At 47.3% G+C, this 25,678-nt stretch carries 25 protein-coding genes; 20 read left to right on the top strand and 5 right to left on the bottom strand.

The features are described from left to right. Positions 1–126 precede the first annotated feature (126 nt). The 6 genes from AY633_RS10850 to recO are packed head-to-tail and all read left to right on the top strand — an operon-like array spanning position 127 to position 5,268. On the top strand, positions 127–2,262 hold the full coding sequence (locus AY633_RS10850; RefSeq protein WP_068488376.1) for an HD family phosphohydrolase: 2,136 nt from the start codon (positions 127–129) through the stop codon (positions 2,260–2,262). 19 nt (positions 2,263–2,281) lie between these two features. Beyond that, complete coding sequence (gene ybeY / locus AY633_RS10845) at positions 2,282–2,767, top strand: rRNA maturation RNase YbeY (protein WP_171900884.1); 486 nt, start codon at positions 2,282–2,284, stop codon at positions 2,765–2,767. Continuing rightward, on the top strand, positions 2,754–3,107 hold the full coding sequence (locus AY633_RS10840) for a diacylglycerol kinase family protein (RefSeq protein ID WP_068465661.1): 354 nt from the start codon (positions 2,754–2,756) through the stop codon (positions 3,105–3,107). Before ybeY ends, AY633_RS10840 begins: the two co-directional genes overlap by 14 nt. Positions 3,108–3,158: 51 nt before the next feature. Next, on the top strand, positions 3,159–3,569 hold the full coding sequence (locus AY633_RS10835) for a cytidine deaminase (RefSeq protein ID WP_068488582.1): 411 nt from the start codon (positions 3,159–3,161) through the stop codon (positions 3,567–3,569). After that, positions 3,553–4,470 (top strand): GTPase Era, encoded by a 918-nt coding sequence (gene era, locus AY633_RS10830; RefSeq protein WP_068488374.1) that lies wholly within the window; start codon positions 3,553–3,555, stop codon positions 4,468–4,470. The genes AY633_RS10835 and era overlap by 17 nt, the downstream gene beginning before the upstream one ends. Before the next feature lie 12 nt (positions 4,471–4,482). Continuing rightward, positions 4,483–5,268: a DNA repair protein RecO gene (recO, locus tag AY633_RS10825; RefSeq protein WP_068488373.1), complete on the top strand. Its 786-nt coding sequence runs from the start codon at positions 4,483–4,485 to the stop codon at positions 5,266–5,268. 21 nt (positions 5,269–5,289) lie between these two features. Here the strand turns inward: recO and AY633_RS10820 are convergent, their stop codons facing one another. After that, positions 5,290–6,666 (bottom strand): glycine--tRNA ligase, encoded by a 1,377-nt coding sequence (locus AY633_RS10820; RefSeq protein ID WP_171900885.1) that lies wholly within the window; start codon positions 6,664–6,666, stop codon positions 5,290–5,292. A gap of 311 nt (positions 6,667–6,977) precedes the next feature. Between AY633_RS10820 and AY633_RS10815 the strand changes: the two genes are divergently transcribed. From AY633_RS10815 to AY633_RS10780, 8 genes are all read left to right on the top strand, one after another. Then, on the top strand, positions 6,978–7,616 hold the full coding sequence (locus AY633_RS10815) for a helix-turn-helix transcriptional regulator (RefSeq protein WP_068488372.1): 639 nt from the start codon (positions 6,978–6,980) through the stop codon (positions 7,614–7,616). 10 nt (positions 7,617–7,626) lie between these two features. After that, positions 7,627–8,436, top strand: coding sequence for a pyruvate, water dikinase regulatory protein (locus AY633_RS10810; RefSeq protein WP_068461983.1), 810 nt, complete (start codon positions 7,627–7,629; stop codon positions 8,434–8,436). Between the two features lie 226 nt (positions 8,437–8,662). Next, positions 8,663–10,468 carry a DNA primase gene (dnaG, locus tag AY633_RS10805; RefSeq protein ID WP_068488371.1) on the top strand — a complete coding sequence of 602 codons (1,806 nt, stop codon included), beginning with the start codon at positions 8,663–8,665 and terminating at the stop codon, positions 10,466–10,468. Positions 10,469–10,501: 33 nt separating this feature from the next. Further along, positions 10,502–11,656 (top strand): RNA polymerase sigma factor RpoD, encoded by a 1,155-nt coding sequence (rpoD, locus tag AY633_RS10800; protein WP_068461987.1) that lies wholly within the window; start codon positions 10,502–10,504, stop codon positions 11,654–11,656. A 191-nt stretch (positions 11,657–11,847) separates the two neighbouring features. After that, positions 11,848–12,987 (top strand): acyl-CoA dehydrogenase, encoded by a 1,140-nt coding sequence (locus AY633_RS10795; RefSeq protein ID WP_068488370.1) that lies wholly within the window; start codon positions 11,848–11,850, stop codon positions 12,985–12,987. A gap of 193 nt (positions 12,988–13,180) precedes the next feature. Next, complete coding sequence (gene cccA / locus AY633_RS10790; protein WP_068488369.1) at positions 13,181–13,570, top strand: cytochrome c550; 390 nt, start codon at positions 13,181–13,183, stop codon at positions 13,568–13,570. Between the two features lie 60 nt (positions 13,571–13,630). Beyond that, a complete protein-coding gene (locus AY633_RS10785) occupies positions 13,631–14,344 on the top strand; it encodes a tRNA (adenine(22)-N(1))-methyltransferase (RefSeq protein ID WP_068488368.1) in 714 nt (237 codons plus the stop codon). Next, positions 14,331–15,443 (top strand): Nif3-like dinuclear metal center hexameric protein, encoded by a 1,113-nt coding sequence (locus AY633_RS10780; RefSeq protein WP_068488367.1) that lies wholly within the window; start codon positions 14,331–14,333, stop codon positions 15,441–15,443. The genes AY633_RS10785 and AY633_RS10780 overlap by 14 nt, the downstream gene beginning before the upstream one ends. Before the next feature lie 307 nt (positions 15,444–15,750). Here AY633_RS10780 and AY633_RS10775 read toward each other — a convergent pair whose 3' ends face one another. After that, a complete protein-coding gene (locus AY633_RS10775) occupies positions 15,751–16,731 on the bottom strand; it encodes a 4-hydroxy-3-methylbut-2-enyl diphosphate reductase (protein WP_068488366.1) in 981 nt (326 codons plus the stop codon). A 131-nt stretch (positions 16,732–16,862) separates the two neighbouring features. On the opposite strand from AY633_RS10775, the gene AY633_RS10770 reads away from it, so the two are divergent. The 5 genes from AY633_RS10770 to AY633_RS10750 all read left to right on the top strand — a co-directional run bounded on the left by AY633_RS10770 (position 16,863) and on the right by AY633_RS10750 (position 21,343). Continuing rightward, the gene (locus tag AY633_RS10770; RefSeq protein WP_068461998.1) at positions 16,863–18,158 is read left to right on the top strand and encodes a DEAD/DEAH box helicase; all 1,296 of its coding nucleotides are present in this window, start codon (positions 16,863–16,865) and stop codon (positions 18,156–18,158) included. A gap of 11 nt (positions 18,159–18,169) precedes the next feature. Next, a complete protein-coding gene (locus tag AY633_RS10765) occupies positions 18,170–19,069 on the top strand; it encodes a deoxyribonuclease IV (protein WP_068488365.1) in 900 nt (299 codons plus the stop codon). A gap of 246 nt (positions 19,070–19,315) precedes the next feature. Further along, positions 19,316–20,089 carry a metal ABC transporter ATP-binding protein gene (locus AY633_RS10760; RefSeq protein ID WP_068488364.1) on the top strand — a complete coding sequence of 258 codons (774 nt, stop codon included), beginning with the start codon at positions 19,316–19,318 and terminating at the stop codon, positions 20,087–20,089. Then, complete coding sequence (locus tag AY633_RS10755; protein ID WP_068488363.1) at positions 20,082–20,936, top strand: metal ABC transporter permease; 855 nt, start codon at positions 20,082–20,084, stop codon at positions 20,934–20,936. Before AY633_RS10760 ends, AY633_RS10755 begins: the two co-directional genes overlap by 8 nt. Beyond that, a complete protein-coding gene (locus AY633_RS10750; RefSeq protein WP_068462005.1) occupies positions 20,933–21,343 on the top strand; it encodes a Fur family transcriptional regulator in 411 nt (136 codons plus the stop codon). The genes AY633_RS10755 and AY633_RS10750 overlap by 4 nt, the downstream gene beginning before the upstream one ends. Positions 21,344–21,450: 107 nt before the next feature. Here the strand turns inward: AY633_RS10750 and AY633_RS10745 are convergent, their stop codons facing one another. The 3 genes from AY633_RS10745 to AY633_RS10735 all read right to left on the bottom strand — a co-directional run bounded on the left by AY633_RS10745 (position 21,451) and on the right by AY633_RS10735 (position 23,870). After that, entirely contained in the window at positions 21,451–22,038 is a 588-nt protein-coding gene (locus AY633_RS10745) for a hypothetical protein (protein ID WP_068488362.1), read from the bottom strand. 12 nt (positions 22,039–22,050) lie between these two features. Then, positions 22,051–23,169 carry a flavodoxin-dependent (E)-4-hydroxy-3-methylbut-2-enyl-diphosphate synthase gene (ispG, locus tag AY633_RS10740; protein WP_171900920.1) on the bottom strand — a complete coding sequence of 373 codons (1,119 nt, stop codon included), beginning with the start codon at positions 23,167–23,169 and terminating at the stop codon, positions 22,051–22,053. Positions 23,170–23,354: 185 nt separating this feature from the next. Further along, positions 23,355–23,870, bottom strand: a complete 516-nt coding sequence (locus AY633_RS10735; protein ID WP_068488361.1) for a DUF1189 family protein — start codon at positions 23,868–23,870, stop codon at positions 23,355–23,357. 170 nt (positions 23,871–24,040) lie between these two features. Between AY633_RS10735 and AY633_RS10730 the strand changes: the two genes are divergently transcribed. Beyond that, positions 24,041–25,672, top strand: coding sequence for a Na/Pi cotransporter family protein (locus AY633_RS10730; RefSeq protein ID WP_068488360.1), 1,632 nt, complete (start codon positions 24,041–24,043; stop codon positions 25,670–25,672). Positions 25,673–25,678 lie beyond the last annotated feature (6 nt).

Raw genomic sequence — 25,678 nt, 5'->3', positions numbered from 1 at the left:
GGATACGATTGGTATGATGTGAAAAAAGAGCGCAGCAAGGTCTAGAAAATTGTTATTAATTTGCAAGGGGCGATGAAAAAAGCCTGTTGTATTGGTATGATGAAAGAAGAATAGTGAGGTGGTCGAATGGCGAGGTGGATCAGACGCATTTATGTGCGATTCGGGGCTCCTGCAGTCTTGATCGGCATCAGTTTATTGACAGCGCTGCTCATGTTTGGGTTTTTGTATAATACAATGACAACAGATACATACGAAGTGGAATTATTCCAATTGTCAGAGGAAACCATACGGGCGGCGAAAACGGTTGAAGATCCCGTGAGGACAGAACTGGAACGGACACGGGCAGCTCAGGAAGTGCAGCCTAGTTACCGTTACATTGAAGAAGTGGCCGATAACCAAGCGGCAGTCGTCGATTCACTGTTCGGTTATGTGCTAGAAGCAAAGAGCGCGGCTGAACCAAGCGGAGAGGACGAAAGCGAACCGGGACCAAGAAATCTAGATGCGTCCTTGAGTAGCCTGCGTGAATCGATCCGCTTGTTTGAACAAAATGAAAATGGGCTTCGCTTGACTGATGATATGCTCATGTCGCTGCTTGACTTGGAAGAAGACATGATCTTGCGCATCGAACGGGAAGTACGCAATCAAGTGTTATCCGTCTTGCAAGACCCACTTCGGGAAGCAGGGCTGACACAAGCACGCAATGCGGCTGAGCAAGAAATCCGTGAAAACGAACAAGTGCCGGCTACTGCAATCCCGGCAGCTGCGGCTATTGCCCGGTCAAGCATTGTCCCAAATGAACTGGTCAATGATGATTTGACAGAACAACAAATCGAACAGGCACGGGCAAGCGTTGAACCGACGCGTATCTTGCAAGGGCAAGTTCTGATCCAAGAAGGCCAATTGATTGACCGGGAAGTATACCGTCAATTGGAACTGGCGGGTATGACTGAACAACAATCGAATTACCGTTCAGTGCTTGCCTTAGGCTTGTTTGTACTCATCGCAGCAGGACTGTTGCTGCTGGTTTTGCAAAGCGCAAAAATTGAAGGCGTCAAAAAGGCGATCCGCTTAACCATCGTGTTTGTGGTGATCGCTTTGTCTTTGGCCATTATGAAACTGCTTGAAATCATCAGCGGCAATTTTGAAGTGGTCATCGACTTTATCTATCCGACCGCGCTGGCTGGCATTTTGATACGCTTATTGATCGATGAGCGGACAGCGGTCTATGTGACGATTTTGCTAAGTGCCAGCGCAGGAATGATGCTGCAAAGCGGCTATGCTGGTGTATTTCAGATGGATTCCGCTTTGTACGTGTTGTTTGGTGGCTTGACCGGTATTTACTTAATACGCAATGGGCACAGAAGCATCCGTATTCTGCCGATCAGTTTGGCGGTCGGCGGTGTCCACTTATTGTATGTCGCATTTTACCTTTTGGTTAACCAAAGCCAATACACCGTAGAAGAAATTGCATTTTATGTAGCAGCCGCACTGGCAGCTGGTCTCTTGTCTGGGACGCTTGCGACCGGTGTATTGCCGCTGTTTGAAACGGCATTTGGCATCTTATCGACGATGAAACTGCTGGAGTTGTCGAATCCGAACCATCCTTTGCTTAAAAAGATTTTGACTGAAACACCAGGCACGTATCACCATAGCGTCATGGTGGCGAATCTTTCGGATGCGGCATGTGAAGCGATCGGAGCGAATGGATTGCTTGCGCGTGTCGGCTGTTATTATCACGATATCGGAAAGACCATCACCCCACAGTATTTCATCGAAAATCAGTCCCATGGCAATCCGCATGACCAGCTGACACCACAACAAAGCCGGAATATCATCCTTGCGCATGGACAAGATGGCGCTGCGATTTTACGAAAAAATAAAATGCCGAAAGAATTGATCGATATTGCAGAACAGCACCATGGCACGACATTATTGAAGTTTTTCTATTATAAAGCGAAAAAGCACAATGACGAGATTCCTGAGCAGGAATACCGTTACAAGGGGCCGAAACCGCAGACGCGAGAAGTTGCTATTATTATGGTGGCGGACAGTCTAGAAGCGGCAGTGCGTTCGATGGAAGCACCGAGCACAGAGAAAATCCGCGAAATGGTCGATGCGATCACGGAAGACAAGTTGAAAGATGGACAGTTTGATGAATGTGATATAACGTTAAAAGAACTGAAGCGGGTAAAAAATGTCATGTGCGAAACTTTGAATGGCATTTTTCATTCCAGGATCGCTTATCCCGATGACAGAAAATAATACGAATAGAGGAGGAAAAGTGATGCTAACGATTGACTTTATTGACGAAACGAAACAATTAGGCGATGAGGCGCTGGCCTTTGTCAGCAAGGTGCTAGAACATGCGGCACATCATGAAAAGACGGGTGAGGCAGAAGTATCGGTCACATTCACAGATGACGAATCGATTCGCGCGATTAACCGGGATTACCGGGAAAAAGATCAAGCCACGGATGTCATTTCTTTTTCAATGGAAGAACAAGGAGAAGAGGAAGTAGCGATCATCGGTGAAACAGGGCCCCGTTTGCTCGGTGATATCATTATCTCGGTAGAACGCACAAAGCTTCAGGCAGAGGAATACGGGCACAGCTTCGAACGCGAACTCGGGTTTTTAGCGGTGCATGGCTTCTTGCATCTGCTTGGTTACGATCATATGAATGAGCAGGACGAAAAAGAAATGTTCGGCAAACAGGAAGAGATTTTAGTTTCTCTTGGCGTTACGCGTGATGCACATGAGGCTGACTAGGTTTCTCTCCTCTTTCCGTTTTGCTGCGCAAGGGATTGGCACTTCATTAAAACGGGAACAGAATATGCAAGTCCACTTGTTTTCGGCCGTGATTGTTGCGATTGCTGGGATCTGGACCGGCCTTGACCAGATGGAATGGATGCTGGTGATTATATTGATCGGCGGCATGTTCGCACTTGAATTGATCAATTCTGCGCTAGAGCGGACCGTGGACCTCGTTACCGAAGAACGCCACCCCTTGGCGAAGCAGGCAAAAGACATGGCAGCAGGAGCGGTTTTGGTATTTGCTGTGACAAGTGCTATAATCGGTTTACTGATCTTTTTGCCTAAATGGTTTTAACCGTTCAGGCAGCAGGGTGCTATGGTGAATACAGAAAAGTGAGTGATGAAAATGGACAAACAACAATTGATGGAACAAGCAATTTCGGCGCGTGGCAATGCCTACGTGCCGTATTCGAAATTCCCGGTAGGAGCGGCGCTATTGACGAAAGATGGCGAAGTTTATACGGGTTGCAATATTGAAAATGCGGGCTATTCATTGACCAATTGTGCAGAGCGCACAGCAGTCTTTAAGGCTGTATCAGAAGGCGTTATGCAGTTTGAGGCTTTGGCAGTAGCTGCTGACACGAAAGGGCCGGTTGCGCCGTGTGGGGCATGCCGACAAGTATTGGTGGAGTTCTGTGCTCCGGATATGCCGGTTTATTTAACGAATCTAGAAGGCGCGGTGTCTGAGACGACAATCGCTGAATTGCTACCAGGCGCTTTCACAACGGGGGATTTAGACTATGCAGCAAGGAAATAACGGATACAAATCAGGGTTCATCTCCATTATCGGCCGTCCAAATGTTGGGAAATCAACGTTTTTGAACCGTGTAGTTGGGCAGAAAATCGCCATCATGAGCGACAAGCCGCAAACAACACGCAATAAAGTTCAAGGCGTCGTGACGAATGACAATAGCCAAATGGTCTTTATCGACACACCAGGCATCAACGAACCGAAGCATAAGCTTGGGGATTTCATGCTGAAAGTCGCGAAAAACACATTCCGCGAAGTAGATGTCCTGTTATTTGTCGTCAGTGCAGCAGACCGTATCGGCAAACAGGATCGTTATGTGCTCGATATGTTGAAGGGCATCGATGTGCCGGTTTTCTTGGTACTTAACAAAATCGACCAAGTGCATCCCGATAATTTGCCAAAAATCGTTGAATCCTACCGCAATGAATTCGATTTTGCCGAAGCGATTCCGATTTCTGCCTTGCAAGGCAATAATGTAGAGAACTTGCTCGCGAAAATTGGCGAACGCTTGCCGGAAGGACCTCAGTATTATCCATCTGATCAAGTGACGGACCATCCGGAACGCTTTATCATTTCGGAATTGATCCGCGAAAAAGCTTTGCATTTAACGCGCGAGGAAATTCCGCATTCGATCGCTGTGGTTATTGACAAAATCGCCAAAGATGAAGAAAGCGAAAACATGATCCGTGTTCAAGCGACAATCATGGTCGAACGCGATTCCCAAAAAGGGATTGTTATCGGTAAAAAGGGTGCATTGTTGAAAGAAATTGGAACTCGTGCACGCAAGGATATCGAAAACTTGCTTGGCACGAAAGTGTATTTGGAACTGTGGGTAAAAGTCCAGAAAGATTGGCGCAATAAAGCAATGCATCTCCGTGATTTCGGTTTCCGAGACGACGAATACTAAGGAGCCTGGCTCATGCAGAACCAACTCGAAGCCATTGTTATCCGTACACGCCCCTATGGCGAAAATAATAAAATCGTCACTTTGTTTACAAAAGAAGCGGGAAAGATCACGTGCATGGCGCGCGGTGCCAAAAAGCCCGCAAGCCGCTTAGCCGCGATCACCCAGCCATTCACGCATGGCGTCTTTTCTATCTACAAAGGACGTGGCATGGGCACATTGCAGGCGGGTGACCAATTGGAATCGCTGCGTTACATCCGCGAAGACATTATGGCCACTGCTTATGCGAGCTATGTAACAGAACTTGTCGACCGGCTGACCGAACAAGACGAGCCTCAGCCGGCCATTTACGACATGCTGTATCAAGCTCTCCATGCAATTGCAGACGGCTATGACCCGGAAGCGATTACCTTATTTGTCGAATGGAAAATGTTGCGCGTAGCCGGGCTGACCCCTACCTTGCACGAATGTGCCAATTGCGGGGCGACGGAAGGGGAATTCGCATTCTCGTTCCAGGAACTAGGCTTTCTATGCCACCGTTGCTTCCATCTCGACCGCTATATTATCCGTTTGAGCCCGGCGCTCGTGAAGTTGATCCGCACGTTTTATTTCGTGCCGATCGAACGCGTCGGCGCCTTGACTTTAAAGAAAGAATCCAAGACTTTGCTCAAGCAAATCGTTCGGACGATTTACGAAGAACAGGCGGGCATCCGACTGAAATCGCGCTCATTTCTTGAACAACTCGAACGCACCCCGGAATTCTTTCCAGAACCTAAAAAAGACATCCCAGAAGGCGATTAGCCTCGGGATGTCTTTTTTTCATTAAAATTGAATATGCTGTTCGATATAAGCTTGCACGTCTTTAATTGGCATGCGGACTTGTTCCATAGAATCGCGGTGGCGAACGGTCACTTCCCCGTCTTCGACTGAGTCGAAATCGTAAGTGATGCAGAATGGCGTACCGATTTCATCCTGACGGCGGTAGCGTTTACCGATCGATTGAGATTCGTCGTAATCGACCATGAAATGCTTCGCAAGGTCGGCGAACACTTCTGTTGCGCCTTCGGATAGTTTTTTTGATAACGGCAATACGGCAGCTTTATACGGCGCAAGTGCCGGGTGGAATTTTAAGACCGTACGGGTATCGTCATTGTCCAATGCTTCTTCTTGGAATGCATCGACTAAGAAAGCGAGTGTCACGCGGTCAGCGCCGAGGGATGGCTCGATGCAATACGGCACGTAGCGTTCGTTTGTTTGCGGGTCGATGTAATTGAAGTCTTCTCCCGAATACTCCATGTGGCGCTTCAAATCGAAATCGGTGCGGTCAGCGATGCCCCATAGTTCGCCCCAGCCGAACGGGAATTTATACTCGATGTCGACAGTGGCATTCGAGTAATGGGACAACTCATCAGCATCGTGCTCGCGCAAGCGCATATTGCTTTCGCTCATATTCAACTCAAGCAGCCAGTTTTTGCAGAAATCGCGCCAGTATGCATACCATTCAAGGTCTTCGCCTGGTTTGCAGAAAAACTCAAGTTCCATTTGTTCAAATTCACGTGTGCGGAACGTGAAGTTCCCCGGTGTGATTTCGTTACGGAAGCTCTTACCGATCTGGGCGATCCCGAAAGGCATTTTTTTGCGCATCGAGCGCTGGACGTTTTTATAATTGACGAAAATCCCTTGCGCTGTTTCCGGGCGCAAGTAAACTTCGTTTGTAGAAGACTCGGTAACGCCTTGGAACGTTTTGAACATCAAGTTAAACTGGCGGATTTCGGTGAAATCGGCTTTGCCGCAAGTCGGGCATGTGATTTCGTGCTCGTCGATCAATTCTTTCATGCGATCGAACGATAAGCCGTCGACGATCAATTCGATGCCTTTTTCATCCAATGCGTTTTCGATGAGTTTATCTGCACGGTGGCGCGATTTGCAGGATTTGCAATCGATCATCGGGTCGTTGAAATTGCCAAGGTGGCCAGATGCTTCCCAAGTTTTTGGGTTCATCAAGATAGCGGCATCTAGACCGACATTATGAACCGATTCCTGGACGAATTTTTTCCACCATGCTTTTTTGATGTTGTTTTTCAGCTCAATGCCGAGTGGGCCATAATCCCATGTGTTGGCAAGGCCGCCGTAAATTTCTGAGCCCGGAAAAACGAATCCCCGGTGTTTGGCTAATGATACTACTTTTTCCATTGACATCTTCATAACCTCCATAAAATAAAAAAATCGCACACGCCACGGACTAATGTCCGAGGACGAGTACGTTACCCGCGGTTCCACCTCGATTGGCTGAAACTCCAGCCCTCTTGCTTACCTATGGCTCCGGATTGCCGTTTCCCGCAGTTGCAGGCTTTCACCATCCCTGCTCGCTTCATGCGCGGTACTTATCGATCCCTCAATGCCAATATTTGATTCCCGATTATTGTATCACGGCAATCTTTTCTTCGCAATATAGCATGTAATAGTATATAATAATCGATATTGAGTATAACATATTTGAATTTGAGGCGGTGAGTCCAATCGAACTCAATAAGCGGCAAGAGGAAATTTTACAGATCGTCAAAGGCAATGGCCCGATTACAGGCGAGCAAATTGCGGACCGTCTGAATCTAACGCGTGCAACGCTTCGGCCAGATCTGGCGATTTTGACGATGGCCGGCTTTTTGGATGCCAGGCCGCGTGTCGGTTATTTTTACTCGGGCAAGAAACCGGGCCAGGATATCACCGATACGATGAACAATATGAAAGTAAAAGACTTTCAGTCAATCCCTGTCGTAGTCAGGGAAGATGTCAGCGTATACGATGCCATCAGCCAGATGTTTTTGGATGACGTCGGGACGCTTTTTGTTGTGGATAAAAAATCCTGCCTCGCTGGTGTTTTGTCGCGTAAAGATCTATTGCGCACGAGCCTTGGCAATCAGGATCTGAATGCTATTCCTGTACATATTATCATGACGCGCATGCCGAATATTACGTTTTGCTTGCGCAATGATTCGCTCATACAGGCTGCAAACCGGCTGATCAACCAACAAATCGACGCATTGCCGGTCGTTGAAGAACAACCGGAAGGGTATAAGGTCGTCGGCAGGCTGACTAAGACTAATATCACATGGGCATTTTTGTCCCTTTCGGAAAACCACGAACTGTGAGGTGCAGAATATGAGTTTATTGCGTGTTTTTATTGTCTCCGATTCGGTAGGAGAAACTGGCGAGCTGGTCGCAAAAGCGGCGATTAGCCAATACTTGAACACAGAACAAAATGCTGTCTTGAAACGGTTTCCCTATATCGATTCCGTCGATCACTTACAAGAGATCATCAAATTGGCAGAAGGACAGCGAGCTGTAATCGTTTATACGCTTGTATCAAAAGAACTTCGCCATTTCGTCGAACGCGAAACGGCCCGCCACAGCATCAAGGCGATCGACTTGATGGGCCCGTTGCTCGATGCACTCGAGGAAGAGCTGCATTCGGCACCCATCGGCGAAGCTGGGCTTGTCCGTAAGCTTGACGATGACTACTTTAAAAAAGTCGAAGCGATCGAGTTTGCTGTTAAATACGATGACGGGCGCGACCCGCGCGGCATTTTACTTGCGGATATCGTCTTAGTCGGCGTATCGCGAACGTCAAAAACCCCATTATCTCAGTACTTGGCCCATAAACGCTTGAAAGTCGCCAATGTCCCACTAGTGCCAGAAGTGGACCCTCCGGATGAACTGTTCGATGTGGATCCTAAAAAATGCTTCGGCTTAGTCATTTCACCGGAGAAACTGAACAATATCCGGAAAGAACGCTTGATTGCACTCGGCTTGAATGATGATGCCAATTATGCGAAGTTAGACCGTATCCATGAAGAAATCGTCCATTTCCGTAAAGTGGTCGATCGTATCGGCTGCGAAACACTTGATGTCACGAATCGCGCCGTTGAGGAAACTGCTAATTTAATTCTTGGCAAACTCCAGAAACAGTAAGAAGACTCCGCCTGTCAGGGCGGTTTTTCTTATGCTTGTATTAATGTAAAGACCCTTTTTCTACGCCTTTCTGTGGATTTTTACAAAAAAACGTTTTATAATGAAGAATTGTGGCTAAAGCTTACTAATAACATAATGAGCTTTCCCATCTTTTTTGTCGAAATTTGAAGGATTTCACTAAATTTCAACGAATAAAGTAAAGTAAGCAAATAAAGATGGTGATAAAGTGTCCAATCGAATTCCTGAAGAAGTAATCGAAGAAATCCGTTCCAAAGCGGATATTGTGGATGTTGTGGGCGAATATGTCCAATTGACAAAAAGGGGCCGCAATTGGTTCGGCCTTTGCCCATTCCACGGGGAAAGTACACCGTCGTTTTCTGTGACGGCTGATAAACAGATTTTCCATTGCTTTGGCTGCGGAGCTGGCGGCAACGCCATTACGTTCTTGATGGATATTGAAAACATTAACTTCCAGGAAGCACTGGCCAAATTAGGCGAGCGCTCAGGAATCGAAGTCGATGTGCAGTCAAGCGAAGGCAAAGGGGCAGCACAAACTAGAAATGACGACCCGCTCATTTTGATGCATGAATTCGCTGCTGATATGTACCATCATATTTTGCTGAACACTGAAGAAGGGCAAGCAGCACTTGATTATTTGGAAAATCGAGGCTTCACTCAGGAAATCATCGAAAAATACCGCATCGGCTGGGCTCTTCCAGAATGGAACTATATGGAAGTGGCGCTGCGCAGAAAAGGGTATGACGATGAACAACTGGAAGCGAGCGGCCTAGCCATCAAACGTGAAAAGTCCGATGGCTGGTTTGATCGTTTCCGCGGCCGTATCATGTTTCCCATCATGAACGAGAATGGCAAGGCTATTGCCTTTTCGGGAAGGGTCCTTGAACAGTCGAAACAGGAAGCGAAATACATGAACAGCCCGGAGTCGCCGATCTTTCAAAAAAGCCAAGTTCTCTATAACGTTCATTTAGCACGCGGCGCGATCCGGAAAAATAGGAAAATCATTCTATTTGAAGGATTCATGGACGTCATCGCCGCTGGAAAAGCTGGCATCGACAATGCCCTCGCTACCATGGGGACTTCGCTGACCTCACAGCATATCCGCCAGATGAAGCGCTTCGCGCAGGAGGTGGTGGTGTGCTTTGATGGAGATGACGCTGGATGGGAAGCAGCAAAACGAGCAGCTGTTCCGCTCGAGGAAGCGAATTTTAAAGTCGGGATTGCGGTGTTGCCGAATGGCATGGACCCCGATGATTATGTTCGTCAAAACGGTGCCGATGCTTTTCGGGAGCACATTATCGAAAAGCCGCAAACCTTTATCGCTTTTGCGATGATGCATGCGCGCCGTCACAAGAACTTCCAATACGAAAACGATCTCCTTCAATACATTCAAGAGGTGCTTCAGTTATTGGCTGGAAAATCCTCTCCTGTTGAAAGGGATTTGTATATTAAGCAGCTGTCGGCCGAAACCAAGCTTTCAGAAGAAGCCATTTTGCAGCAGTACAGGCGCTTAGAAACACGTAGCATTGAACGCAGCCGGCCAAAAGCAGCGGAATCGGTCCAGGCAGCTCCCAGAAGAGAGCAAAAGAAAATTACGTCGCTGCACCGGGCAGAACGGTTATTGTTTGCTCATGCACTTGCAGACCCCGCCGTAATGGACAAGCTGGCCCGTGAAGTAGAAACCATCCCGTTCATCAGCGAGGAATACCAAGCGCTGTATGTTCAGCTTCTCGGATTTTACGAAGAATGGGAAAAGGCAGATTTTCATAAGTTTCTGGAAACCCTGACAGACCAGGAGCTCCGAAAACTTGTAATGGAAACAGCTTTAGCTGAGAGAGATCCCGATCACCCGGAAGAAGAGATTGAAGATTGTTTGAAGCATTTGAATAAGCATCGCATCGAGCAACAAATTAATTTAAAAATCCAGCAATCAAAAGAAGCGGAAAAACAGCATGATTTGAAGCGCGCTTTGCTTCTAGCACAAGAAGTGATTGCTTTACGGAAATCATTGTAGATTATTCCGGTTTTTTCTAAAGGAGGAAGTTGTATGGCTGAGAAATCTGAACGCCAAACAGAAGTCGTAACAAACAGCATCCCGATGCCTACTGAAGGTCCGGAAGCAAGTGTAGAAGACGCGAAAAAGCAATTGATCGAGCAAGGGAAAAAAACCGGAGAATTGAACTACGAACAGATTGCCGACAAATTAGCTATTTTTGAAATGGAATCGGACCAAGTAGAAGAATTCATCGATCAATTGGAAGGGCACGGCATCGAACTCGAACGCAAAAGCGACGATGAAGAACATTTGGACCGTCTCATGAAACCGACAGAAGAGAAGTTCGACTTGAACGACTTAAGCGTCCCGCCAGGCGTTAAAATCAACGACCCGGTCCGTATGTACTTGAAAGAAATCGGGCGCGTGGATCTGTTGAAGGCGGAAGAAGAAGTTCGCCTTGCCAAACTGATCGAACAAGGCGACGAGGAAGCGAAGAAACGCTTGGCAGAGGCTAACTTGCGTCTTGTCGTATCGATTGCCAAACGCTACGTGGGCCGCGGTATGCTATTCCTGGATCTGATTCAGGAAGGGAATATGGGCTTGATCAAAGCAGTCGAGAAATTCGACTACTCGAAAGGCTTTAAATTCAGTACCTATGCTACATGGTGGATCCGCCAGGCCATTACCCGCGCCATCGCTGACCAAGCCCGCACCATTCGAATCCCGGTTCACATGGTGGAAACGATCAATAAATTGATCCGTGTGCAGCGTCAGCTATTGCAAGATCTTGGCCGTGAGCCTTCGCCAGAGGAAATCGGCGAAGAAATGGACCTATTGCCTGAAAAAGTACGCGAGATTCTAAAAATCGCACAAGAGCCAGTTTCGCTTGAGACGCCAATCGGTGAAGAAGACGATTCACATTTGGGAGATTTCATTGAAGATTCCGATGCGCAATCGCCATCTGACCATGCGGCATACGAGCTATTGAAAGAGCAATTAGAAGATGTACTGGATACATTGACCGATAGAGAAGAAAACGTATTGCGCTTGCGCTTCGGCTTGGACGATGGCCGCACGCGGACACTCGAGGAAGTCGGCAAAGTATTTGGAGTAACGCGTGAGCGCATTCGCCAAATTGAAGCGAAAGCTTTGCGTAAACTGCGCCATCCATCGCGCAGCAAACGTTTGAAAGACTTCTTAGAATAAAATGAGTCAATCCTTCCGAGCGATATGCTTGGAAGGATTTTTTTGTTTGCAAATCGGCTGCCCGATAAACACTGCATATCGCGATACTTAACGAGATATTGGAATAACTTTCCGTTATGCCTTGCTTGTGTCGGAATTTTAGCTATATAATGAATATTGTAAGCGTATTCACAACAAAGGGGATGTAAGACATGAATTTCGATTTGACACAAGAACAACAGATGATCAAAAAAACGATGCGGGAATTCGCCGATAAAGTAGTGGCACCCGGCGCTGTCGAGCGCGACCGCACAAAAGAATTTCCGAAACAAGCATTCAAGCAGCTGTCTGACATGGGGATGATGGGTTTGCCGTTTGATGAGGCTTATGGGGGCGCTGGAGCAGATAGTACCAGTTTTGCGATTGTTACGGAAGAATTGAGCCGTGTCTGTGCTTCAACAGGTATCACGTATTCTGCCCATATTTCACTTGGCGGTGCACCGCTCAGCTTGTTCGGTACAGAAGAGCAGAAACAGAAATATTTGACGCCGATCTGTACGGGAGAATCGTTTGGCGCATTCGGACTGACTGAACCAAATGCCGGGTCGGATGCTGGTGGTACGGAAACCCGTGCGGTAGAAGACGGGGACGATTGGGTCATTAATGGATCGAAAGTATATATCACAAATGCAAGCCATGCGAAACATTTGGCGATCACCGCCATAACAGGCATGAATGATGGCAAAAAAGAAATCAGTGCCATTATCGTGCCGACGGATGCAGAAGGCTTCACCATTATCGATAATTACGAGAAAATGGGCTTGAATGCATCGAATACGACGGAATTGGTTCTCGAAAATGTTCGTGTGCCAAAAGAAAACCTGCTCGGCAAACGCGGCGAAGGCTTTAAGCAATTTCTCGTGACGCTTGACGGCGGACGCATCGGCATTGCAGCGATGGCAGTCGGGATCGCGCAAGGCGCGTTCAATAAAGCCCTTGCCTATGCAAAAGAGCGCAAGCAATTCGGCAAAACTTTATCCGAGTTCCAAGTCACGCAATTCAAACTTGCGGATATGGCGATGAAGATTGAACTGGCACGCAATATGGTCTACAAAGCGGCATGGCTGAAAGATCAGGGGCGCCCGTTCACAAAAGAAGCGTCTATGGCGAAGCTGTATGCATCCGAAATGGCGATGGAAGTGGCTGATGAAGCCATCCAGATCCATGGCGGCTACGGCTATATGAAAGAGTACGAAGTCGAACGTTATATGCGTGATGCCAAGCTCCTAGAGATCGGTGAAGGAACTTCTGAAGTGCAGCGCATGGTCATCTCGCGGATGGTCGGCTGCTGAGCGAGGGACATGAAAACTGTGTGACTTTAACTGCTTGTTGACTGCCGTCAACTGAATCCTTCGAATTTACCGATTTTGTCACAATACGGCAAATATTATTCGTTATGGCTTTTCGTTTACTGGATAATACAGTACAATAATGAGTGATACTTATACTATCATCAAGCAGAACACAGCAGAAGGAGGGTTACGGATGCAAAAGAATGCAATTGTACCTTATATCTTAATCATGGCTTTCGGTATTGGCCTGATTTTCTTCCTATCATTGGAAGGAGTCGGCAACGAAGCTGAAATTGCTGAAGAACATGCAGCAGAAGAAGAAGGCGGCGAAGCGGCTGAAGGCGAAGGCGGAGAAGAAGCAGAAAGCGGCGACTTCGACCCAGCAGCTACAGCAGAAGCCAACTGTATTTCTTGCCACGGTTCAAGCTATGAAGGCGGAGTAGGCCCATCACTAGTGGCTACTGAACTTGGCCAAGAAGAAATCGAAGAGATTTTGATCAACGGTAAAGGATCGATGCCTGCAGGTCTTGTTCCTGAAGAGAACGTAGCAGCAATGGCTGAGTGGGTATTATCACTCGAATAGCATCAAAAACCCTTAGTTCTTTTTGGAGCTAAGGGTTTTTTGTCAATTAGGAGGAACTTTATGAACGCGCAGCAATTATCAGTTCGATTAATGAAAGTGGCCGCCCATGTGCAGGCGGATGCGGTCGTCGCAGATATCGGGTCGGATCACGCATACCTGCCCTGCCATCTTTTACATAACGGCGGGGCCGTCCGCGCAGTAGCCGGAGAAATCGTCAAAGGTCCCTATGAATCGGCGAAAAAACAAGTTCAAGCAGAGGGACTGGAAGACAAGATCACGGTTCGGCTCGCACCAGGGCTGGAAGCCATCGAACCGTCTGATGGCATAACAACAGTGACCATCGCTGGCATGGGCGGCTCGCTTATTGCGTCGATTTTGGAAGATGGCAAAGACCGTCTTAAAGGCGTAGAGCGCTTGATTTTGCAGCCGAACGTCCACGCCCAAGCGATTCGCCTATGGGCTGTTGAAAACGGCTGGCAAACAGTTGCAGAAGAGATTTTGAAAGAAAAAGACAAAATCTATGAAATTCTCGTGCTGGAGCCAACTGAAGAAAAAGTAGAGCTGGATGCTAAGCAATTATTATTCGGCCCGGAGTTGCTCAAACAGCGAACTGAAGTATTCAAGGAAAAATGGCAACGCGAAGCGGCGCAGTGGAAAGCCATCGCCGAACGCTTGGAAAACACAACACAAACCGAAGACATTCGTACGAAAAAAGAGCAATTGCTCGAAAAAATCGCATTGATGGAAGAGGTGTTCGCGGATGAAAATTCCTAACGGGCAACAGATTATTGAAGAATTTGAGAAATGGTCGCCGAAATACTTGGCGATGGAAGGGGACCCCATCGGCCTGCACGTTGGCACCTTGAATAAAAAAGTCGAACGTGTGCTAGTAACGCTAGACGTTGATGAGGCTGTGGTGGACGAAGCGATCGAAAAAGGAGCAGGGCTCATCATTGCGCATCATCCCCCAATTTTTCGGCCGCTAAAGCATCTTCAGACCGATTTTCCTCAAGGCCGTCTGATGGAGAAATTGATTAAAAATGATATTGCGGTATATGCCGCGCATACCAATCTCGATGTCGCATGGGGCGGCGTCAATGACTTGTTGGCAGAGGCGCTTGGCTTGAGCGAGACAAGCGTATTGGTGAAAACCTATGAAGCGGAACTTGTGAAGATCGCGGCATTCGTACCGGAAAGTCACGAAGACCAAGTGCGAAAAGCATTTGGCGATGCAGGTGCCGGAGCCATCGGTGATTATGAGCATTGCAGTTATACTTTATCAGGCACTGGACGCTTCCGGCCAACAGCCTCAGCGGATCCCTATATCGGCGAGACCGGAAAAATGGAAAAAACAGCAGAATCTAAAATTGAAGTCGTCGTCAGAAAGGCCGAGAAAGATCGCGTGATCCGGGCTATGATTGCGGCGCACCCTTATGAGGAGCCGGCATACGACGTCTTCACTTTGGAAAACAAAGAACTGCCGATGGGGCTTGGGCGTGTTGGACGCTTGAAAGAAGAGATGAGCTTGGATATGTTCGCGGAACATGTGAAAACAAGCTTGGATGTGCCTTTTGTCCGTGTTGTCGGCACTGGTGATGAAACTATAAGAAAAGTGGCCGTTCTCGGCGGTGACGGCAATAAATACATCCAGCAAGCCAAACGTGCCGGAGCGGATGCCTATATCACAGGAGATCTATATTTCCACGTAGCACAAGATGCCCAGGCAATTGGCTTGTCCGTGATCGACCCAGGCCATCATGTTGAAAAGGTGATGATCCGTGGGGTCGTCGACCATATGACGGAAAAAGGCGCAAATTGGCAATGCGAGTTTTTGCCATCTGAAGTAAATACAGAGCCGTTTCGTTTAAAATAAACTTTAAAAAAGAGGCCCCAATCAGGGCCTCTTTTTCAGAGTGTTGAAGAAGTATATTATCCTCTATTGATGAAAAGAGTGGGAGATAATTCTACAATGAAAGTCCACGAACTCTCTAAGTATTTGGAGAAGTGTTCGCTCGACTCCTACGGGATTAGCGGGTTTGAGAGACCCCGCAGGAACGAAGTGACGAGGAGGCTCGATTCCCGCCCCGAGGAAAGCGAGCGATAAGCTTCGGAAAATACGACTTTTTACCTTTCTCGCCAACCTGAAAAAGAGGCCCCATTCAGGGCCTCTTTTTCATAGCTTATTCATTTACTGGATACGGTTCAATGCGATCCGATGGTTTCGGATGCTTGATCTTCGGTAAGATTTTATTAAGTGGGACGGAACGCTCGAGTGTGTGCGTTTCCGGATCTTCCGGATCGTATTGATCCAAGAACTTCATGACTTCTTTAACGATTGGCGTCGGCGTCGATGCACCAGCCGTCAAGGCGACAGTTTCGATGCCTTCGAGCCATTCTAATTTTAATTCGGACAAGTCAGAGATACGGTAAGCAGGCGTGCCGGCGATATCTTGAGAGACTTGCGCCAACCGGTTGGAGTTATTGCTCATTGGGTCGCCGATAACCAATAATAGATCGGTATCACCGGCTTGTTCCGCAACGGCTTCTTGCCGAACTTGTGTAGCGAGACAAATCTCCTTATGCACTTCTGCTTGTGGAAAGCGTTCTTTCAAGCGCTCCATCAAATGAACAACGTCCCATTGGCTCATCGTTGTCTGGTTAGTGATGATGATCTTATCTTCTTCCAGCTCAAGGGCGTTGACGTCTTCGATCTTTTCGACCAAATGGACGAGGTCCGGAGCAACGCCAATTGCGCCTTCCGGTTCCGGGTGGCCGCTCTTGCCAATATAAATGATATGGTAGCCTTCTGCAGTTTTCTCGCGGATCAAGTCATGCGTCACTGTCACATCCGGGCAAGTGGCATCGATCGACACAAGCCCTTTTCTGCGGGCCAGTTCACGCACTTGAGGGGAAACGCCGTGCGCTGTGAAAATCACGGTACCCGTTTCAACTTTTTCCAGGATCTCGAGTCGGTTGGTACCATCGAGTGTAATGATGCCATCTTGTTCAAAGGCATCGGTTACGTGTTTATTATGGACAATCATGCCCAGTATATAAATCGGGCGCGGCAAAGTCTCATCCATGGCTGCGTTTTTTGCGATGACCATGGCATCCACTACCCCGTAGCAATAGCCTCTTGGCGAAATCTTTTTTACTTTCATTATCAAACCGCACTCCTTTCAACATCATGACTTCATTATAACGGAGACGCCGCTTGTTTACAAAAGTTGCATCGCGTAGCAGCGCCATTTTATGCTATAATAGCGAGAGCTTAAGGAGGGAACTATATCCCATGACAAAATTCAACGAATACCGTCTCAAGCCATTTTTGCTTGAAGCGGTCGAAAAACTCGGTTTTAAAGAACCGACAGCAATCCAAAAGGAAATGATTCCACAAATCATGAGTGGAAACAGTGCCATTGGCCAGTCCCATACAGGTACAGGCAAGACCCATAGTTTTATCATCCCAATCGTCGAACGCATAGATGTGTCGAAACAGGAAGTTCAAGCAGTAATCGCAGCGCCAACGCGAGAACTGGGAACGCAAATTTTCAATGAAATCCAGAAACTGATTGGCGATTCCGGCATCGAAGTCAAATCATTTATCGGTGGAACAGACAAACAACGTTCGATCAATAAACTGAAAACACAGCCGCATATCGTCATCGGGACGCCAGGACGTTTAAAAGATCTGGTTAACGAAAACGCTTTGCTCGTCCATACAGCAAAAATCCTAGTCGTCGATGAGGCGGACTTGGCATTTGACATGGGCTTTATCGAAGAAATTGACCAAGTCGCTGGAAAAATGCGTGATGATTTGGAGATGTACGTGTTCTCTGCAACCATCCCGGAAAAATTAAAGCCTTTCTTGAAAAAATACATGGCTAACCCAGCGCACATCAAAATCGGTGACAAGCGCCCGGCTGCTGAAGGCTTGGACTTTTATCTTGTGCCAGTGCGCAGCAAGAAAAAAGTGGAGCGCTTGCAAGAGATTATGAAGATTATCAATCCATACCTTGCGATTATCTTTGTTAACACGCGTACCAATGCTGATTACATCGCAGAGGAATTATCGAAAAACGGCATTCGCGTAGGGAAAATCCATGGAGACTTGGCACCGCGCGAACGCGTTAAGATGATGAAACAAGTACGCGATCTGGAGTATCAATATATCGTGGCGACAGACCTTGCCGCACGTGGAATCGATATCCAAGGCGTCAGCCATGTCATCAACTACGAATTGCCAGAGGATCTGGAATTCTTCATTCACCGCGTCGGGCGTACTGCGCGCGCAGGACTTAAAGGCGTCGCGATCACCATGTTCAGCCCGGAAGATGAAGATGCTATTGTCCGCGTCGAGAAGATGGGCATTCCTTTCCAGCAAAAAGATATCGTCAAAGGTGAATTTGCTGACATGAAAGAGCGCCACGGCCGTAAAAAACGTGTGCGTACGGAAAATGAGGCCGATACTAAGGCAAAATCGATGGTCCATAAACCGAAAAGTGTTAAACCGATGTACAAGAAGAAAATGAAATGGAAAATGGATGAAATCAAAAAAGCGGAACGCCGCAAAAACCGCAAAAAGTAAGGGGTAGTTATATGCTATTAGGATCGCACGTCTCGATGAGTGGCAAAAAAATGCTTCTCGGAGCCAGTGAGGAAGCCGCTTCCTACGGCTCTTCGACTTTTATGATTTATACGGGCGCACCGCAAAATACGCGCCGTAAACCGATCGAGGAACTTAATATCGAAGCAGGCAGAGCGCATATGGCGGAGCATGGGCTGTCAAATATCATCGTTCACGCACCTTATATCATCAATATCGCCAACACCACCAAACCGGCTACTTTTGAGCTCGGCGTTGAATTCCTGCAATCCGAAATCGAACGTACCGCAGCGCTTGGAGCGGAACAGATTGTACTGCATCCCGGCGCCCATGTTGGTGCCGGAGTCGAAGCCGGAACCCAGAAAATTATCGAAGGCTTGAACGAAGTATTAACACAGGATTTTCCGGTCAATATCGCCCTTGAGACGATGGCTGGAAAGGGTAGTGAAATCGGCCGCAGCTTCGAGGAACTCGCAGCAATCATCAACGGGGTAACGCATAACGAACGTTTGTCGGTCTGTTTTGATACATGCCACGTTCATGATGCCGGTTATGATATCAAAGAAGATTTTGACGGAGTGCTCGAGGAATTCGATCGCTTGATCGGAATCGACCGCCTGCAAGTGCTGCATATCAATGACAGCAAAAATGTGCGCGGGGCAGGAAAAGACCGCCATGAAAACATCGGCTTCGGCGAAATCGGATTTAAGGCACTCAATTCAATTGTCCACCATAAACAATTGATGCATGTGCCGAAAATATTGGAAACGCCTTATGTCGGCCTAGATGCGAAAAACAAGCAAGCGCCTTATGCATACGAAATTGAGATGTTTAAAAACGGCGTATTCGCACCCGCTGAAATCGAAAAGATGAAGTTCCCGATTGAATCCTAATAAAGCAAGTGAAAAGGCTGTTCTGAAATGCCATGAAATAAGGCATTTCAAACAGCCTTTTGTATTCGGAAAAAAGGGATAGACACCGCAAAAAAAGAATTAGCGGACGGGTCTTTACGATTTACAATTTTCCTATTCCAACTCTAAAAAGCTTTAATTAAAGCCCAAACGGTTTACAGAAGCGTCCAACTGCACTATACTTTTAAAGTAAATCGTAATCATTCTTATTGGAAAAGGGGCGTCTCTATGGCAGCGCCATTGATCAACATTAAAGAAGTCAGTTATGAATATGAACAAACAACAGCATTGGACCACATTTCGATGGCCGTGGAAGAAGGTGATTTTCTAGCGATACTCGGCCCTAATGGATCGGGAAAATCGACTTTATTGAAAATTATGCTCGGGCTCATCCAACCATCCGAAGGCAGTGTCGAATTGTTTGGCATTGACTCCAAAAAATTCAAAAATCGCGAGTGGATCGGTTACGTGTCACAGAAATCGAATTCGTTTAACTCTGCTTTTCCGGCTACTGTCCAAGAAGTGGTAGCAGGGGGGCTCGCTAAAAAAGCTGGGTTGTTCCATAAACTGCCGAAAAACACTTCGGAGCAGGTCGAAGAAGCGCTGGATGCGGTTGGCATGAAATCGTTCAAGTACCGCAGCATTAGCGAACTTTCTGGGGGCCAGCAGCAGCGCATCTTTATCGCCCGGGCACTTGTTGCTAAGCCGAAAGTGCTCATTCTTGATGAGCCGACTGTCGGCATCGATGTCCAAAACGTTCAGGCATTCTACGATATGCTCGCAGCGCTAAACCGCGAGCGCAATATCACTCTTGTTCTGGTAACGCATGACGTCGATACGGTGACCGACCGCATTTCGCATGTGGCGTGCTTGAACCAGACCATCCATTTCCACGGCTTCAAAGACCAATTGCATACGATGAGCGACGAGAAGCGTGAAGCTTGGTATGGCCATTCCGTTCGGAAAATCCATCACACGGGAGGAAGCCATACGCATGCTTGAAGCCATCTTATCCTATGAATTTCTACAAAACGCATTTGCATCCGGCTTGATCATCGGCGTTATTGCGCCATTGCTTGGTGTCTTTATCGTCGTCCGAAGGCTGTCGCTGATCGCCGATGCCCTTAGCCACGTAACGCTTGCCGGCATTGCCGGAAGCCTGTATTTAAGCCAAAGTGTCGGCGCGCTTGCCCTATTGAACCCGCTTTATCTCGGAATCGCCTCATCGGTAATGGGCTCAATGCTCATTGAGCGCCTGCGCGGTGTCTATAAACATTATGAGGAACTGGCAATTCCGATTATCTTGTCTGCAGGGATTGGCTTTGGTGCCATTTTCATTTCCCTTGCAGAAGGGTTTTCTAGCGATTTGTTCGGTTATTTGTTTGGCACAGTGTCAGCCGTTAGCCGGCAGGATCTCTATATCGTCGCTGGGATCGCTGTTATCGTACTGGCGTTTATCCGCATTTTCTTTAAAGAGCTTTTCGTCTTGTCTTTTGACGACGAATACGCGCGGGCATCCGGTTTGCCGGCAAAATGGATTCATTTTTTATTTATGATCGTTACCGCCTTAGTCATTGCCGGGTCGATGCGCATTGTCGGTATCCTATTGGTGTCATCCTTGATGACCATTCCAGTGGCAACGGCCATGCGCGTCGCCAAGAGTTTCAAGCAAACGATTTGGCTATCGATTTTATTCGGTGAAATCTCGGTCCTCGCCGGCCTGGTGGCTGCTTTTTACTTCGATTTGGCACCAGGCGGTACGATTGTCGTCACGTCCATAGCTATTTTATTGGTCATTCTGGCTTATCGGAAAATCTCGTTATCTAAGAAAAGGGGGGCAGCCGCATGAACTTAAATAAAGCGTGGGGCATCCTGAAAGAAAACGGTTTTAAAGAAACGACAAAACGCAATCAGATTCTGGAAATTTTTGAGGGGGACGAACGCTATCTGACGGCTCGCGATATTTTGGATGTCATGCAAAAAGACTATCCAAGCATGAGCTATGACACGGTCTACCGTAATTTGGCAACGTTTGTCTCGCTCGATATTTTAGAAGCGACCGAGTTGTCTGGTGAAAAGCATTTCCGCATGCATTGTGAAAGCGACCATCACCACCATCATTTTATCTGCATGGACTGCGGCAAAATCAAAGAAATTCCGCTATGCCCAATGGATTTATTGGGTGCGGCATTGCCGGCTTATGAGATTGACAACCACAAATTCGAAATCTACGGGAAATGCCCGGAGTGTAAATAAACTGCACGAACAAAAAGGAGCTGACAGCTAATGCTGTCAGCTCCTTTTTGGGCTTTGGAGATAAAATGCCATAGAAAAAGAGCGCAAGATAGACTTGCGCTCTTCGTTTATCCTTTAAGCACTTCCTGTTGAACACCGAACTCTTTTTTCACCCATTGTTCGGCTTCAAGCCAATCATAGACACGGACTACCTTATTCGGCACCGGCTCACGATTGTAAGGGGTGTCGAACAAGATGACTGGGATATCCAATTCCTCGGAAATCTCTACCGCGTTGTCATGTTTATCTTCAAAAAACAAATCGACTTGATGGGCTTTGGCGGTACTGATCTTCTTGTGCGTGCCGATTAACTCAATATGGTCATAAGCAATGGCATGCTCTTCAAACCAATCGAATGTGACATTTCGAACATTGTCTCCACGAGCAGAGATGAAATATAGTTCGTATTGGTTTTTCCAATTGTTAATAATTTGCTTGGCATCTTTCGAGATAGGGGAAGATGCATAAATTTTTGGTTCGTGCTTTTTGAACCAGGAGTAAAACTCTTTTTTATCAAGCTGCGGCAAGGCAGCTGTCAGGTCGTATTCCCGGATATCCTCGATAGTTAGTTCGCTGCCGAATGCTTCATTGATATGGGGAATCAATGAACTGGGGCAGGTGACGGTGCCATCGATATCAATGCCAAATCGGTACATATGATCACAACCTTATGCTTGTTGTTGTTCCAGTTCTTTTTGCTTTTTCTCTTCAGCTTGTTTAGCAAAGTACTCTTCAGCCAATTTGTCGATTTCGATCTTCAATTCCTCGACCATGGTTTCTTCAGGCACTTTACGGACTGTTTTGCCGTGCATGAACAGCAGGCCTTCACCGCGTGCACCGGCGATGCCGATGTCGGCTTCGCGTGCTTCACCTGGGCCGTTAACAGCGCAGCCGAGTACCGCGACTTTAAGCGGTGCTTTGATGTGGGAGATGTATTCTTCCACTTCGTTCGCGATGGAAATCAAGTCGATCTCGATGCGTCCGCAAGTCGGGCATGAGATGAGTGTGGCTGCGTTTGATGACAAGCCGAACACTTTCAATAGTTCACGAGCCACTTTGACTTCTTCGACAGGGTCTGCACTCAACGAAACGCGGAGTGTGTTGCCGATGCCTTTAGCGAGCAATGCCCCAAGCCCTGCAGAACTTTTCACGGTACCGGAGAACAAAGTGCCGGATTCTGTGATGCCGAGGTGAAGCGGGTAGTCGAATGCTTTCGAAGCTTTTTCATATGCTTCAACAGCCAGGCTAACATCGGATGCTTTTAGCGAAACGATGATGTCGTGGAAATCGAGGTCTTCTAGGATCTTGATGTGGTGCAAGGCCGATTCGACCATGCCGTCCGCTGTTGGGTAGCCGTATTTCTCGAGAATCTTGCGCTCAAGTGAACCGGCGTTGACGCCGATACGGATTGGAATGCCTTTTGCTTTTGCTGCATTGACAACCGCTTCGACTTTTTCGCGGCGGCCGATATTGCCCGGGTTGATGCGGATTTTATCAGCGCCTTGCTCAATGGCGATCAACGCCAATTTGTAATCGAAATGGATATCGACGACGAGCGGGATGTTGATTTGTTTTTTGATTTCGCCGATGGCATAAGCTGCACGCTCATCGGGACATGCGACACGGACGACTTGGCAGCCGGCTTCTTCGAGGCGGAGAATCTCCGCGACCGTTGCTTCTACGTCGTGTGTTTTTGTTGTCGCCATACTTTGTATGAATAGTTCATTGCTTCCGCCAATCGTAATATCGCCGACTTTGACGGGGCGTGTTTTTGAACGGTGAGTCATTTCACTCATGTTAAAAATCTCTCCTTTTTGTGAGTTTCCGGTAATCCGGACGGTTACTCAGCTTACCTTGGCACGAAATTCCCGTGCAGGTCTATTTCTCTTGCCTATAGCCATTTTAGCAGTGTCTCGTTTGAAAAGACAAGAAAGACGGCTGTACCGAGCGGATTCTTTACAGCCATGCAATATTAGCGTGTTTTTTTGGCGGGCGGGGCTTTCGGGTAAAATCGCGCTGCACTATATAGAAGAAACAGCGTCCACAAACTGGTGATGAAGGATACCCATAAGCTATTGACCCAGAAGCTTGCCACATACGCGGTGATTGTCGGGACGGTTACGGCAAGTGCCGTTGTGCGCCACATATGCCGGTATTCGCCGCGACGCTTGAGCAAGACAAGAAAGCCATAGCCAAATGCCGCAAAGACGCTAATTTTAATAAAATGGTAGAGCGTCGTTGAAACAAATAGGAAAACGAGCGCAAATGGGTACAGCAGCCAATCGATTTCTTCTATGAATTGCAGTAAGCCTTCCAGGTCTGAGGAGCTCGAACCGATCCCGAGTTGAAACTCGGTGAATGACAGGATCGACAGCAAGGTGATGAACAGAAACACGAACTTGAGAATACGGCCGATCGGCATAATACGGACCGCCGCCCGTTTTTTCGGTTCCATGAAGCTCGCTTTCAATAATTGGTACAGATTCACAATGATCTTCCTTTCCGTTTGTACTGTAATATTATCACGTAAAATGAGGATTGTAGGGGGCTTATGTTACGGGTTTGTAAATTTTCAATAAAGGTATTTACATTTACTTAGCGAAGTCTTCATAATAGGTGAGGTGTCATTACGTTATATTTAGGAGTTGAATGTGAATCGTGGAAATGAATTGGCAGGAACTGCTGTTTTCCTTCTTCGGGGGACTCGGTATTTTCCTATTCTCAATCAAGTATATGGGCGATGCCTTGCAGAAAGCTGCAGGCGATAAACTACGGGATATCTTGGACCGCTTTACGACCAATCCATTCATGGGAGTCTTGGTCGGTATCGTAGTAACGATTCTGATTCAATCGAGTTCAGGGACGACCGTTATCGTCGTCGGCCTCGTTAGTGCAGGATTCATGACGCTAAGACAAGCAATCGGCGTTATCATGGGAGCGAACATTGGGACGACGGTAACAGCCTTTATCATCGGCTTAGATGTTGGTGAATTTGCCTTGCCAATCATGGCAGTAGGGGCGTTCTTGATTTTCTTCATCAAGAAAAATCAAATCCAAAATATTGGGCAAGTCATTTTTGGTTTTGGTGGATTGTTCTTCGGGATGGAAACGATGAGTGGGGCAATGAAACCGTTGCGCGAATTGCCGGCTTTCATCGACATGACCGTCAACTTGAGTGAATTCCCGGTCCTCGGCGTTGCAGCAGGGACGATTTTCACTTTCATCGTTCAAAGTTCGAGTGGGACGATTGCCATTCTGCAAGGGCTTTATGCAGAGAATCTACTTTCTCTTGATGCCGCCTTGCCAGTTCTATTCGGTGACAATATCGGGACGACGGTAACAGCCGTTCTTGCCGCGCTTGGAACGTCCATTGCCGCGCGCCGTGCAGCAGCTGTCCATGTCTTGTTCAATGTCATTGGCTCCATTATCTTCTTGATCTTGCTCGTGCCATTTACAGCATATGTTGAGTGGATCACAGTTGTTTTGAATCTGGAGGCGAAAATGCAAATCGCATTCGCTCACGGGACATTTAACATTGTAAACACCATGATTCAATTCCCGTTGATCGGTGCTTGGGCATATCTTGTAACAAAAGTGATTCCAGGGGATGAAGTGTTGATCGAATTCAAGCCGAAGCATTTGGACTTGAACTTTATCGAGCAGTCACCATCGATCGCTCTTGGACAAGCTAAAGAAGAAGTATTGCGCATGGGTAAATATTCTGTGCAAGGTCTTGAAGAAACGTATGAATATTTGAAAACGAAAAGTAAGAAAAATGCTGAAATGGGCTATCAATTGGAAGATGCCATCAATAACTTGGATGGCAAAATCACCGATTACCTGGTGCTCATTTCCGCAGAGTCGATTTCAGCAGCGGATTCGACTCGCCACACAATGCTAATGGAAACGGTCCGTGATATCGAACGGATCGGCGACCACTTCGAGAACATCATCGAATTGATCGATTACCAGGAAGCCAATAAAGTGAAATTGACAGGGGAAGCGATGGAAGACTTGGACGAAATGTTCACATTGACCATTGCCACTGTTTCAAAATCACTTGATGCACTCGACACGACAAGCCATGAACTTGCGCGTGAAGTAGCAGAGCAGGAAGACTTGATCGACAAAATGGAACGCAAATTCCGTAAGAAACACATTCTTCGCCTGAACGAAGGTGCATGTTCTGCGCAAGCGGGAATCGTTTTCGTCGATATCGTTAGCAACTTGGAGCGCATCGGCGATCACTCTGTTAATATCGCGGAAGCCATCCTCGGCAACCGCACATGATCCACA

Origin of the sequence: Planococcus maritimus (assembly GCF_001592825.1) — a bacterium.
In the GTDB taxonomy this organism is placed as follows: Bacteria; Bacillota; Bacilli; order Bacillales_A; family Planococcaceae; genus Planococcus; species Planococcus maritimus_C.
Note: the sequence above shows the minus strand (reverse complement) of the source record. Positions and strands in the feature narration are given on the sequence as shown.